We start from the raw sequence: 11,567 nt of genomic DNA, 5'->3' as shown, positions 1-11,567 counted from the left end.
GCCCGCTGCCACTCCGCATGGCAGCCTAACCCCGGCAGAGGCCCCACCTATCGACGCGGAAACTCTGTTCAGACAACCGGGACCACTTCTGGAGCCGAATCGCGCGCTTTATGTTTGGCTCCACGGGCAAGCCGCGCCGCGTCTATCATTTGGCTGCGCGTTCGGATCTCTCGCTGTTTCGGCTGGGCGACGTCATCTGCGGTCGCAAGAGCACGCTGCTCGCATCGATCGATGAACAAGAGAAGGCAACTTGAAAGGATGTTATTCGCTCGTAGTAAGGAGTTCGCGATGGTCGCAACGGTGCAAGCGACGGCCGAGAAAGACGTCGCGTCGGATAACGGGCCTCGGCCTCGGCGCATGCTGAGCGAGAAGCAGGCTTTGGAGATCGTCACGGTCGGCCGTAGACCCTTTACCGGATGGAGAAGTCCAGCCGCTTTCCGAGATCGACTTACATCTCACCGACCCGTCGGGTCTGGTTCGAGGACGAGATTGTCGCTTGGCAGTAGGCCGTTGACGAATTCGATCCGCGCCGAGGGCGGGGCAAGGACGTTCGTCACCCTCACTTAGCCCAGAAGGCAATGCAGAAGCCGCAACTGCGTCGAAGCGAATCGCAGTAAGGGCGGTCCCGTCGCCTTTCATTCCCTGACGACGCCCTGAGCACCGACTATCTGATTAGGAGCGGCCTTGCGGTCTGCTCTTGAGGTTATTCATTTTATTCGCGATAAAGAAGTGTATTGCTACCTTAACTTGATCTTACGGTTTATATCGACCGATGGGCTTTAGATTTCGTCGCAGTTTCAAGATCATTCCCGGCGTCCGACTGAATTTGAGCGGCAGCGGGGCGAGCGTCTCGCTCGGCCCACCTGGGTTCCATTACACCATTGGACAGCACGGTACGAGAACAACAGTCGGTGTGCCCGGATCAGGAATTTCGTGGACGACGTATCAGCCTTACTCTGCTGGCGGATCGCCGCCTCCGCCACCAGATATGAGCAATGCAGCAACGCGACAGCCAACGCCCTTGGATGATCACAGTACCACCGTCATCGACAGTGCACCTATCGATCAATTGGTTGCAAATTCGACGATTGACATTGCGCATACGTTGGTAGCTTGCAGATCACGATGGCGAACGTACAAGGCGCTAATCGCCATTCTCTCGATCCTATTTGTCGTCGCTGCCATCGTGATCATCCGTTCGGGAGCGACCATTTCACCCATAGCCGCATTCACCATGGCGGCAGGAGCGGTACTCATTCTTGGATCGCTCCTCCTTCACGGACGCCAGTCGAGCATTGTGTTGCTCGACTATGAGCTATCGGCGGATCAATCCAAGCGGTTTGAGGCGTTGACCCGCGCGTTTACTGAGATGGCGTGTTGCCGTCGCATTTGGAATATTCCGTTAGAGAAACAGGAAGCCGACTGGAAGCGAAATGCGGGCGCCTCGAAGGTAATTGAACGAAAGCAAGTCCACCTAGCCACGGGTAATCCGCCGCTGGTCGCCACCAACATGGATTTTCTCAAGCTCCCAGTGGGAAAAGAAACGATATATTTGACGCCTGACGTCATTCTGGTCACCGCTGGTAATGCCGTCGCTGGATTTTGCTACGGCGATGTTGAGGTCACCTTCCGACATACCCGCTTTATTGAGGAGGAAGCGCCGCCCATGGACGCAACTGTCGTGGGCCAGACGTGGCGTTACGTGAACCGCAGTGGAGGTCCAGACCGGCGGTTTAACAACAACAGGCAGTTGCCCATTTGTCTCTATGGCGAGATCGATCTCCGCTCAGCCGGTGGATTGAACGAGCGCATTCAGTGCTCGCGCGTAGATGTAGCCGAGGTATTTGTGTCATCGGTCACTGCGATGTCAGCATCCCTTCAGGGACGAGTGGTCTAAGGCCTATTGGGGCCCGCTTCATTCGGGCGGTCCCTTGCTTTCTTGGCGCATACCGCCGAAGGCTTTGATCTTTAAGGGTCTAATCCGGAGGGGTCATACGCTCTACGCTCTCAGGCGGACCTCGCCCTGGCGGTGCGAAAGCGGCTTCCCCTGACCGCGCTGCATGGGTTGGCAAAGGCCGGGCTTAGCGATCAGGAAATCGAGTTGTTCGTCATTCCGCAACGCACGCGCCGGCATCGCCGCAGAGAAAAAGCAACCGCTCACCGTGGAAGAATCCGATCGGGCAGTGCGATTGCTGCGCGTGCAAACACTTGCCGAGCACACCTTCGACGACGTCGACAAGGCGAATATATGGCTCCGGCGTTCGCTAGCAGAACTTCATGGAGAGACGCCATTGGCTGTTGCGCAAACCGAAGCTGGCGCACGCGTCATCGAGACCATACTGGGCAAGATCGCGTGGGGCGCCGCCGCCTGATGCTCCTTTGGCGTTTGTCAGGTGTACAGCATGGTAAAGCGTTCGATGGTGGCTATGGCCTGCTTTTTGATGGACGCTGGAATGGGGTCGGGTGGCCTGTCACCTATTGCAGCACGTCCCCTGCCCTGTGCGTGTTGGAAAAGCTGGTCTATATCGAGGATCCTGCCCTCATGCCCCACTTATGATGGTGCGCTACGATGCGCCAGATGACTTTGGTGTCGAGACGCTGGACTTAACGACCTGCCTGCCGATTGGCAACGACAGGAAGTTTGGACCCAGCAACAGGGCGATCAATTCGCTCGCGACACCCCTGCTCCGCGTTCCCTCTGCCATCGTCCCTCTAGATCGGTCTCCCGACGTCAACATCTTGATCAACCACACGCACAACGACGCGGCACGCATCTCTGTTAACTCTGTCGAGCCATTCGTTGTTGACCCGCGTCTGTTCTGAGCCGGATAGCGCTACCGACGCCAGGTTAGCTTGAACTCCTGATCAAACCACATTTCGACATCGAATCTGACGGATGTAGTGGTTCTAAACGCCAGGTAATTTGAGTAGTTCTGCTCCATCCACGAATAGAACCCTTGAAAAGCTCAAGTCGGCTCCGGGACACGACGCTGCGGCAATTCGGCGACGCCGCCCTCCCTGCTCGGCCGCGTCTACGCCATCAACATCATGAGCTACGGCGCCCGCCCGCTCGGCTCGCCGCTGGGCGCCATCGTCGGCGGGTTCTATGGCGCGGAGACTTGCCTCTATCTGGCGGCCGCGATCTTCGCCGCGCAGGCGCTGGTCATCCTGCTGTCGCCCGCGGTCTCGCTGGCGCGGCAGCCGGAAATGGTGGGCGAGCCGGCGGGTTGTTAGTGGGCGTCTCCGCCAACCCCATCGTCATTGCGAGCCAACGGGTGGCAATGATGTGGTCAGCGCGACGCATTATAGGCGATACTCACTACGGCCGCATGAACATGAAATCCGTGGCCGGATCGCAATTGTCGGCGACAAAGTGCAGCTCCGACTGAACGTCGGCGACGGGCCGGCTCTCGAGATATTTCGTGACCAGGAGACCGAGCAGCGCTCGGCAAACGCTGTCAGTCGCGTGGCCCGCGCCTGCCGCTTCCGCAAGGGCGGCAGAGAAATGACGTGCTGCGATTTCGGTTGCTGACATCCCGTGGCTCCAATGACCAGATCACCCCTTGTACCCTGAAATACCTGCAGCGCCATTGATCTTAGTCAAATGGATGGCCCCGTTCGTCCGTCGTGGTACTGACGGCGGTCTGCTGCTGGCCGTTGAGTTCTACACGCGGCGGCCAAAACCAAAGCAGGTCCGGACTGTTGGTGCGCCGCTGCAACATGATCGCTAGACGTCGAATGCGCGCGAGAACCAGACGTAGGTCGCGAAACCTTCACAGAACACAAGGAAGTCAGTGCAAGTTGTCATCGAGACAGGGCACGGAGGCCGCACATTGAGCGAAGCGCATTGGCAGCTCAGGGATCTGAAGCGAGCTTTATCCGCGCTGGAGGATGGCGGCTAGATGCGATCCACTCTTTGGACGGCAGCCCCGGCCTGCCTCCCGGATTGTTGGGCTTGGCTGCTCGACCAAACCGGCAAGCTCGGCATCGACTTCCTGATGCGAGCTTTGCCCGGCGAGCTATTTCCCAAGACCGCATGAATAGCGCTAGCGGCGCCAGCCAATAACTATGCCGGTTATCGAGAACAACAATCCGCAGGCGCACAGGCCGACGATCAGGGTGCTGCGGATCCGCGGATGACTCATGAGGATTGGGAAATCCAACGTGTGGAGGGCCCTGTAAAGCCAGCGATAGACGCGCCGCGACGAATCTAGCCTTTGCAGGACGATGCCGCTCGCGCCGTCGATATCTATCCACACGGCGCCGCAAGCCACACGGTAGACGGGAGCGCCCGGCATGCGGGATGAAGCCACATAGTTGTCGTCCCCCGCAACGACCGCTCGAAAGCTGCAGCCGCCCGGTGTTAGGCGTTCGATCGACGCTTGGATTTCACGCGAGCTTAGGAACCCCGATTGATCGCCTGGCTCCGTTTCCCCGATTTGAAACAACGTTTGCCTGTCGAGACCGATCCGCTCACGTCGATAGAAATTCCCATTGAAGGCGAACCATTCGACCTCCCGGGCGAACGGCGATATTGACTGGTCCGAGGGTGGCAGCGCGTCCCAGGCTTGTGTGGATGCCGCAGCATTGAGCTCGGCGTCGGTCAACTGCCCCCGTGAAAACAGCCTTCCATGGTCCATCGACAGCCAACCGCTGAATATCCACGTCAGGACGAAGAACATCGAGATCAAACCGAGCACGTGATGCCAAGCGTGCCAGCCTCGATACAAGGAAACAGCGCCGTTATGCCTAAGCTTGATCGACGTTATCCCAACCACGCCGCCCAGTATCGCCGCGATCATGGCAAATAGTGACAACGTCCAAACCACATTGTCCCAAAGCGACCAGTCTCTCCTAAGGATCACGGGATAGACCCAATGTGCGACGCTCTCCACGAAATTCCACCACCGCTCACTCCGCATCGTGTCCAGCACGATTTCACCGGTGATCGAGGACACATAGATCTCGGTGCCAGCGGCGTCGCTGAGAGCTACGCGAAACAACGGGCGATGACGGTCGAATCCGTTGGGGACGCTCCACTGATCGTAGCTTGCGAGCACGACAAATGACTAATGCAAGATATCGAGGCCGCGCCTGCGCGCGTGAGCCTTCGCCTGGGCGAGAGCGAAATCCGGGGACGTTACCGCACCTTCCGCGGCATCCGAGGCGCGGATCGATTTCAATCGCGATCGACCCAAAACGACATATACCGGACCATCGCTCCGCTGGATCAAGCGGACGCGCGTCGCATCCTCGATCCCACTAGCCCTGATGGCTTCCCGCGGACCAATCGTCACGCCTGCAGTATCGAGTGGTGTAAGATCGGCGATGCGTTCCGCTTCGGTCAGAGACGGAAAAGGAACGAAATGCATCACGATGCCTGTTGCGAACCACATCGCAAACAGGAGAGAGAACGCGATCCCAAGCCATCTATGCAGCAGAATTAGTCCGGCCATCATGCTGTTGGCGTCTCACCACTTGAACGCAGCAGAAATCTCATAGGTACGTGGGGCGCCAAGCAGAACCTGATCGGGGTAGAACGGATCGCCCCAGATGACATAACGCTTATCTGTCAAATTTCGTATCCGAAACGTCACTCGGGCACGATCGACGGTGCTAAAGACCGATTTCGGGATATCGACGAAAGCGTAGGCATCCGCAACGCTGTAGGCGTTCAGCGTAACCGTGTTGGCATCGGTATTGTACCGATCGCCCACGTGACGAACGGACATGCCAAGCTCAACCGGCCAGAATGTGGAGAATCGATAGGATGTCCCGGCGTTGGCTGCGACGCGAGGCACGTTCGGCGGGACATTGCCGGAAAACGAACCACCGGCAAAATCGTCGTCGGCATATCGCGCATCGACATAGCCAATGTTGCCCCACACCCTCCACGCCGGCGTCAGGCGGACCCCGGCAGCCAACTCCACGCCCTTTGACTCCTGTCTCCCGGCGAGGTTCAGCTGCATTCCGCCGGCTGCCGCATAGACGTTCATTCGCAGGATATCGAATGCCGAGAAGGACCACGCCGCCCTGTTGTCCCAGAACAAATGCTTGACCCCCGTCCCGTAGGTGCGAGACGTGGTGAGATCGAGCGGTTGGAGTGGTCCGAGCAGGAAGATGTTGTTCGCGGAGACGTCCGCGGCGGTGGCGTACTGACTGAAAAAAGTCAGTCCGGGCATGGGGGCCCAGGTATAGCCGATCCGGCCCGTCACGGGCGCCCAAGACTTTGAGAAGGGAAAGCCGGCCTTCTCCACGCCGCTGACATCGGTCGACTTCCGATCGAGCCCGATATGCTCCACGCGGAGGCCCCCGACCAGCGCGAATGTTTGCGTGATCTTCAGGCGGTCTTCGATTGATAGTGACTCGTTGTCGATTCGTGCGGTTTGCTGCTGCGTCTTTAGGAGACCGTGGTATCCTCTTGTGGGGTCAACCACTGTGACCAGATCGTGCGGGAAATTGGCCGCGCCTGGGCGGACGAAATCAAGGCCGTTTGCCGCAACAGTCGTCACCAGGCGGTTGTCCATGCCCGCGATATTCGAGTGCCAAACCAAGTCGGTGATGTTTCCGGCCAGCTTCTGGTTGTGCGCGACGAAGAAGCGCTCTCGGTCGACTAGGCTAGACGACCGATTCCATGAAACCTGCGTCATGGATTAGGTGGATTGGTGGAACGGACGGGTTGTTGACGGATTCCTCGTTTGCGGTCGGCGAAACGAGGAGCTGTATCATGGCAGGATGGCGGCGAGCGGTCGAATTGGCAATGAGTGATGAAGAGATAGCGACCTTGACGACGCTTTCGCGGTCGAGGATCGAACTGGCGAGCCGGGTGTCGCGGGCGCAGATGCTGCTGGCGTATCGGGAAAACCCTTCGTTCTGCGCGGTGGGCCAGAGACTTGGGGTCCATCATCAGACGGTGCAGCGCTGTGTCGAGCGGGCGCTGGCCAATGGCCCGCTGGCAGCCCTCGACGACCGCCCGCGACCGGGCAAGGAACCAACCATCACGCCGGAAGCCAAAGCCTGGTTGGTGTCGCTGGCGTGCGACAAGGCCAAGGACCACGGCTATCCACATGAGTTGTGGACGACGCGGCTCTTGGCGCGCCATGCGCGTGAACACGGGCCGGCGGCGGGGCATGCGTGTTTGGCCAATTTGGTCCAGGGAACGGTGTGCAAGATCCTCGGCCGAGAGGAAATCAAGCCGCACAAGGTGCGTTACTATCTTGAAAATCGCGACGCCGAGTTCGAACAGAAGATGGCGGAGGTCCTGTGCGTCTACCGCGAAGTCGAAGTCCTGAAGAAAGCCTCTGCCAAGGGAAAGAGGCGGGGAAAGCCGGTGACGATCGTTTCCTGCGACGAGAAGCCGGGAATCCAGGCCATCGCAACGACGGCGCCCGATTTGCCGCCCAAGCCTGGCGTCCACGCCAGCTTTGCGCGCGACCATGAATACAAACGCCATGGCACGCTCAGCCTGTTGGCTGGGATCGATCTGCTCACCGGCAAGGTCCACGCCCTTGTCAAAGATCGTCACCGCAGTCGAGAGTTCATCGAACTCCTCAGGCTTATCGATGCCGCTTATCCGCCGAACACTGCGATCAAATTGATCCTCGACAATCATTCCGCGCACATCTCGCGAGAAACCAGAGCCTGGCTCGCCACTCGACCGGTGGGACGCTTCGAGCTCGCCTTCACTCCCAAGCACGGCTCATGGCTCAATCTCATCGAGGGGTTCTTCTCCAAGTTCGCCCGTTCAGTCCTCCGCCACATCCGGGTGGCCTCAAAACACGAACTCAAGGAGCGCATCGTGGCTGGTATCGACGATGTCAATCGCCATCCGGTCATCCACAGGTGGTCCTACAAACTCGCCGAGGTCGCCTGATATGATTCAAACCAAGAAAACGCTGACCTAGACAGCATTGCCAAGTGCGTCGAATTGCGCCCCGACCGGCTTTCGGTGTTCGGCTACGCGCACGTCCCCTCATTCAAGAAGCATCAGCGCAAGATCGCGGAGGAGAGCTTACCTGACAGTGTCGTGCGACACGTTCAGTCCGAGACCATCGCAGAGGCCCTTCAGGACGCGGGGTATGTGCGCATCGGGGTTAAATCACTTCGCGCTCCCAGACGATGCGCTCGCGACGGCGCAGCGCGATGGCCGATTGCGGCGCAATTTCCAGGGCTACACCGATGACGGCGCTGACACACTCATCGGCCTCGGGGCGAGCGCGATCGGTCGGATGCCACACGGCTTTGTTCAGAACGTGGTGGCCATCCGCGACCTGAACCGCATCGCGGAGGGCCGGCTAGCCACGGTGAAGGGTTATGCTTTCACCGAGGATAATCTTTTCCGCGCTGATATCATCGAGCGGATCATGTGCGATTTGACCGTTGACCTGGAGCAGATATCCCGCACCCATCGTCGGGATCCACGGATAGCAGTCGTCTATCGCGCCCGCATCGACCGGCTGTCGCGACAATGTCTTAAGGTCGGCTAACCGTCAGCGAAGGATCGGAATTCCTGGTGCGTAGCGTCGCCTCAGCGTTTGATGCTCACCTTTCGCGGTCAACAGGCGTGCACAGTCGCGCGGTTTAAAGACCGAGAGGCCCTTAGACCATTTGTAGCTTGTCAGCAGCAGCTCGGACCACGAACGAGATCCATCGCGTCTGGCTTTGGCTTCGTCCGCAGCGCATCGATCGTGTAGCTGTTGGCGCAGTATTCATGAAGGTGCTGCGCCGTTGTTTCCGCCTTTATCTCGCGGTTGCATCGGGTCTTTTCGGCGCACAGTGCACACACCAGCGTCATGTCGCGCAGCACGCCCGGCTCCTTGCGCGCAATGGCCGTCTCGTCGATGCCGAGCGCCTTGAGTAGTCCCGACAGCTCATCAGCGCCGCGCCGCCCACGGTAAGTGAGGGTTTCGAGCTCGGTCGGTGAGACGCGAAGGTCGCGCGCGATGCAATCGAGCTCGGCGGCTCCAAGGGCGCGGAGGTCGGCGGTATCACGGAGCCGGCCGAGCCACTCCGAAAACCTGCCCATGAGCCTACCTCCGATCGATTCCTTTCTTATAGCCGATGCCATAGTACCCTCCCGGTACGGTTTGAGCACGTCAAGTATGCGGGGCGAATAGCCGACCGTATTGCGTCAGATCAAAATTGGAAGCATCCCGGGACGCGCAACGACGAGGCATTACGGTCGCGATTCCGACCTCAGCTCGACGCGGCGTGGAGCCTGCGTTTCGTCGTCGTCAGAAATCGCGCGCCAGGCGGCTCCCTCGAGATCGTCATATTGGCCGTTCTTGAGGGACCACAGAAATCCGAGCAGCCCGAACAGGCCGAGCAAGAGCGCCAGCGGCACCAGGAACACGATCACCTCCATCACAGATTCTCTTGCGGGAGAGGTCGCGCACGCAGCGCATTCAGCATCACCAGGATCGAGGAGCCCGACATCGCGGCGGCCGCGATCAGAGGCGTCACGAAGCCCAGAATGGCGATCGGCACGGCGAGGCAATTGTAGCCGACCGCGAGATAGAGGTTCTGCCGCATCAGGCGCAACGCTTTCCGCGAATGGTCTACCGCGGCAATCACCGGCGCGAGGCGGTTGCCGAGGAAGACGAGATCGGCCGTCGCCTGGCTCAAATGCGCCGCCGAGATCGGCGACATCGAGACATGCGCCGCCGCCAGCGACGGCGCATCGTTGAGCCCATCGCCGACCATCATAACTTTAAAACCCTGCCGCTTCAGTTCCCCGATCCGGGCGATCTTGTCGGCGGGCGTGACGCCGGCGCGCCATTCGGGGATTTGAAGCATCTCAGCCGCGGCGCGCACCGCCGGCTCGCGGTCACCGGAAACAATTTCTACCGCCACGCCACGCTTCTGCAGCGCCGCGATGACCGCGCGCGCGTCCGGCCGCAGGCTCTGGCAGACCGCGAACACATAACGTTTTTCACCACGCGCGAAGGCAACGACGGAAACCTCGGGATCGCGGCTCAGGACTTCGTTCGCGAGATCATCGGCCTTGCAGAAAGTTGGACTTCCAAGCCTCACCTCTTCACCTTTAAGAACGCCGCGAACGCCCTGCCCCGGCTGTTCCGTGATCCCGGGCAGCGGCGATTTCGCGCCGGCCGCGCGCGCCAGCGCCGAGGCGACGGGGTGATGGCTCGCCAGCGCAAGCCGGCCCGCGAGCTCGAACACATCGGCGGGCACGGCCGCCGAGTTCACCACATCGAGCTCAGGTAACGTCAGCGTTCCCGTCTTGTCGAAGATGATACGGTCGATCTCGGCGACGCGCTCGATGGCATCACCCGAATTGAGCAGCACGCCAGCGCGGAACATCGCGCCCGACGCCACTGTCTGCACCGTCGGGATCGCAAGCCCCAGCGCACAGGGACAGGTGATGATCAGAACGGCGATCGCGGTGATAATGGCGTCATGGACGCTGGCGCCGGCGATCAACCAGCCGATCATGGTCAGGAAGGCCGTCGCGTGCACCACCGGTGCGTAGAGGCGCGAGGCACGGTCGGCAAGTTGCACATAGCGCGAGCGGCCCTGCACGGCGTGATCAAGCAGCCGCTGGATGTCCGCAAGCAGCGTGCCTTCGGAGGCGGCGGAAACGCGCATGCGCAAGGAGCCGGAGATGTTGAGCGAGCCGGCGTAGACCGCACTGCCCGGCTTGACCGCCGCATGCGACGTCTCCCCCGTGATCAGGCTCTGGTCGATCTCCGACCTGCCGTCGATGACCGTGCCATCGATCGCCGAACGCTCGCCGGGCCGCAGCAGAACGATGTCGCCGGCCTTGACCGCTGCGGCCGGCACCACGGAGATCTCGTCTGGACCGACGAACTTGGTCGCCGTCTCGGCCTTCAGAGCGGCGAGATTGCCGGCCACCGCGCGGGTTCGCCGCTGCATGTTCTGTTCGAGATAGCGCCCGATCAGGAGGAAGGTGAGCAGCATGATCGCCGCGTCGAAATAGGCGTGCTCGGCATGGCCGATGGTCTCGACGATCGAGGTCGCGAGCGCCAGGATGACGCCGATGCTGATCGGCACATCCATGTTGACGTTGCCGCTGCGCAGCGCGTTGAAGGCGGAGCGGAAGAAGGGCTGGCCGGCATAGGCCGCGGCCGGCAGCGCGATCAGCGCCGATATCCAATGGAAGAAATCGCGCTGCTCTGGTAGCATGTCGCTGACATTACCGGACCACACCGGGATCGACAGCATCATGACGTTCATGGTCGCGAACGCCGCAACGCCCAGGCAGCGCAGCAGGAAGCGGGAGTTCTCGGCCTCTGCCGCTTCAGCGGTGACAGCCTCGAACGGATAGGCCTTGTAGCCGAGCTCGACCAGGCAATCGATGAAGCGCGCCGGATCGAGCGCGCCCTCCTTCCACTCCAGCGCGACACGGCGGTCGGTCAGGTTGACGCGCGCCAGCGTCACGTCCGGGATGGCTGAAAGGCCACGCTCGATCTTCGAGATGCAGCCGGCGCAGCTGATGCCTTCGACAGCGAGGTCAATATGCGCCACTCCGGAGCCGAGATGCTTAACATAATGCGAAAAGTCCCGTGTCGCCTGCATGACGCGTTCCC

The 11,567-nt window shown here is 60.4% G+C and carries 14 protein-coding genes and 3 pseudogenes; 10 read left to right on the top strand and 7 right to left on the bottom strand.

Features of this window, described 5'->3' with window-relative positions; all coding sequences use genetic code 11:
* Positions 1-110 precede the first annotated feature (110 nt).
* The 8 genes and pseudogenes from KIP88_RS44175 to KIP88_RS44150 form a co-directional block, all read left to right on the top strand.
* A complete protein-coding gene (locus KIP88_RS44175) occupies positions 111-254 on the top strand; it encodes a hypothetical protein (protein ID WP_214494305.1) in 144 nt (47 codons plus the stop codon).
* 162 nt (positions 255-416) lie between these two features.
* Complete coding sequence (locus KIP88_RS48885; protein ID WP_374226603.1) at positions 417-506, top strand: hypothetical protein; 90 nt, start codon at positions 417-419, stop codon at positions 504-506.
* A 266-nt stretch (positions 507-772) separates the two neighbouring features.
* Positions 773-928: pseudogene (locus KIP88_RS48880) on the top strand (DUF4236 domain-containing protein); the annotation flags it as partial.
* 60 nt (positions 929-988) lie between these two features.
* On the top strand, positions 989-1,897 hold the full coding sequence (locus KIP88_RS44165; RefSeq protein ID WP_249791520.1) for a hypothetical protein: 909 nt from the start codon (positions 989-991) through the stop codon (positions 1,895-1,897).
* Positions 1,898-2,198: 301 nt separating this feature from the next.
* Positions 2,199-2,372: an MbcA/ParS/Xre antitoxin family protein gene (locus tag KIP88_RS47555; RefSeq protein WP_308163816.1), complete on the top strand. Its 174-nt coding sequence runs from the start codon at positions 2,199-2,201 to the stop codon at positions 2,370-2,372.
* Complete coding sequence (locus tag KIP88_RS47550; RefSeq protein ID WP_249791521.1) at positions 2,372-2,557, top strand: RES family NAD+ phosphorylase; 186 nt, start codon at positions 2,372-2,374, stop codon at positions 2,555-2,557. Before KIP88_RS47555 ends, KIP88_RS47550 begins: the two co-directional genes overlap by 1 nt.
* Entirely contained in the window at positions 2,554-2,823 is a 270-nt protein-coding gene (locus KIP88_RS47545) for an RES family NAD+ phosphorylase (RefSeq protein WP_249791518.1), read from the top strand. The genes KIP88_RS47550 and KIP88_RS47545 overlap by 4 nt, the downstream gene beginning before the upstream one ends.
* A 161-nt stretch (positions 2,824-2,984) precedes the next feature.
* Positions 2,985-3,234: pseudogene (locus tag KIP88_RS44150) on the top strand (MFS transporter); the annotation flags it as partial.
* Positions 3,235-3,319: 85 nt separating this feature from the next.
* Here KIP88_RS44150 and KIP88_RS44145 read toward each other — a convergent pair.
* The 4 genes and pseudogenes from KIP88_RS44145 to KIP88_RS44135 form a co-directional block, all read right to left on the bottom strand.
* Positions 3,320-3,535: a hypothetical protein gene (locus tag KIP88_RS44145; RefSeq protein WP_214494303.1), complete on the bottom strand. Its 216-nt coding sequence runs from the start codon at positions 3,533-3,535 to the stop codon at positions 3,320-3,322.
* Positions 3,536-4,046: 511 nt separating this feature from the next.
* Complete coding sequence (locus tag KIP88_RS48405; RefSeq protein WP_308163815.1) at positions 4,047-4,958, bottom strand: hypothetical protein; 912 nt, start codon at positions 4,956-4,958, stop codon at positions 4,047-4,049.
* 111 nt (positions 4,959-5,069) lie between these two features.
* Positions 5,070-5,459, bottom strand: a complete 390-nt coding sequence (locus tag KIP88_RS48400; protein ID WP_308163814.1) for a hypothetical protein — start codon at positions 5,457-5,459, stop codon at positions 5,070-5,072.
* A 12-nt stretch (positions 5,460-5,471) separates the two neighbouring features.
* A pseudogene (locus KIP88_RS44135) lies at positions 5,472-6,623 on the bottom strand (TonB-dependent receptor); the annotation flags it as partial.
* Positions 6,624-6,727: 104 nt separating this feature from the next.
* On the opposite strand from KIP88_RS44135, the gene KIP88_RS44130 reads away from it, so the two are divergent.
* Together KIP88_RS44130 and KIP88_RS44125 are read left to right on the top strand one after the other, a co-directional pair.
* Positions 6,728-7,873: an IS630 family transposase gene (locus KIP88_RS44130; protein ID WP_214494301.1), complete on the top strand. Its 1,146-nt coding sequence runs from the start codon at positions 6,728-6,730 to the stop codon at positions 7,871-7,873.
* 205 nt (positions 7,874-8,078) lie between these two features.
* The gene (locus KIP88_RS44125; RefSeq protein ID WP_214494300.1) at positions 8,079-8,486 is read left to right on the top strand and encodes a hypothetical protein; all 408 of its coding nucleotides are present in this window, start codon (positions 8,079-8,081) and stop codon (positions 8,484-8,486) included.
* 131 nt (positions 8,487-8,617) lie between these two features.
* Here the strand turns inward: KIP88_RS44125 and KIP88_RS44120 are convergent, their stop codons facing one another.
* The 3 genes from KIP88_RS44120 to KIP88_RS44110 form a co-directional block, all read right to left on the bottom strand.
* Entirely contained in the window at positions 8,618-9,025 is a 408-nt protein-coding gene (locus KIP88_RS44120) for a DUF6455 family protein (RefSeq protein WP_214494299.1), read from the bottom strand.
* A 150-nt stretch (positions 9,026-9,175) separates the two neighbouring features.
* Complete coding sequence (gene ccoS / locus KIP88_RS44115; protein WP_108521769.1) at positions 9,176-9,364, bottom strand: cbb3-type cytochrome oxidase assembly protein CcoS; 189 nt, start codon at positions 9,362-9,364, stop codon at positions 9,176-9,178.
* Positions 9,364-11,556, bottom strand: coding sequence for a heavy metal translocating P-type ATPase (locus KIP88_RS44110; RefSeq protein ID WP_108521771.1), 2,193 nt, complete (start codon positions 11,554-11,556; stop codon positions 9,364-9,366). The genes ccoS and KIP88_RS44110 overlap by 1 nt, the downstream gene beginning before the upstream one ends.
* Positions 11,557-11,567: the final 11 nt, after the last annotated feature.

It is taken from the genome of Bradyrhizobium sp. SRL28, from assembly GCF_018596315.1.
Classification (GTDB): Bacteria; Pseudomonadota; Alphaproteobacteria; order Rhizobiales; family Xanthobacteraceae; genus Bradyrhizobium.
The sequence above is the reverse complement of the archived record's forward strand: the minus strand, read 5'-3'. Positions and strand labels throughout refer to the sequence as shown.

What these genes read in the sequence shown, in the direction of transcription:
- KIP88_RS44175 (WP_214494305.1), top strand. Translation starts at nt 111, where the DNA reads ATGTTTGGCTCCACGGGCAAGCCGCGCCGCGTCTATCATTTGGCTGCG.
- KIP88_RS48885 (WP_374226603.1), top strand. Translation starts at nt 417, where the DNA reads ATGGAGAAGTCCAGCCGCTTTCCGAGATCGACTTACATCTCACCGACC.
- KIP88_RS44165 (WP_249791520.1), top strand. Translation starts at nt 989, where the DNA reads ATGAGCAATGCAGCAACGCGACAGCCAACGCCCTTGGATGATCACAGT.
- KIP88_RS47550 (WP_249791521.1), top strand. Translation starts at nt 2,372, where the DNA reads ATGCTCCTTTGGCGTTTGTCAGGTGTACAGCATGGTAAAGCGTTCGAT.
- KIP88_RS47545 (WP_249791518.1), top strand. Translation starts at nt 2,554, where the DNA reads ATGATGGTGCGCTACGATGCGCCAGATGACTTTGGTGTCGAGACGCTG.
- KIP88_RS44145 (WP_214494303.1), bottom strand. Translation starts at nt 3,535, where the DNA reads ATGTCAGCAACCGAAATCGCAGCACGTCATTTCTCTGCCGCCCTTGCG.
- KIP88_RS48400 (WP_308163814.1), bottom strand. Translation starts at nt 5,459, where the DNA reads ATGATGGCCGGACTAATTCTGCTGCATAGATGGCTTGGGATCGCGTTC.
- KIP88_RS44130 (WP_214494301.1), top strand. Translation starts at nt 6,728, where the DNA reads ATGGCAGGATGGCGGCGAGCGGTCGAATTGGCAATGAGTGATGAAGAG.
- KIP88_RS44125 (WP_214494300.1), top strand. Translation starts at nt 8,079, where the DNA reads ATGTGCGCATCGGGGTTAAATCACTTCGCGCTCCCAGACGATGCGCTC.
- KIP88_RS44120 (WP_214494299.1), bottom strand. Translation starts at nt 9,025, where the DNA reads ATGGGCAGGTTTTCGGAGTGGCTCGGCCGGCTCCGTGATACCGCCGAC.
- ccoS (WP_108521769.1), bottom strand. Translation starts at nt 9,364, where the DNA reads ATGGAGGTGATCGTGTTCCTGGTGCCGCTGGCGCTCTTGCTCGGCCTG.
- KIP88_RS44110 (WP_108521771.1), bottom strand. Translation starts at nt 11,556, where the DNA reads ATGCAGGCGACACGGGACTTTTCGCATTATGTTAAGCATCTCGGCTCC.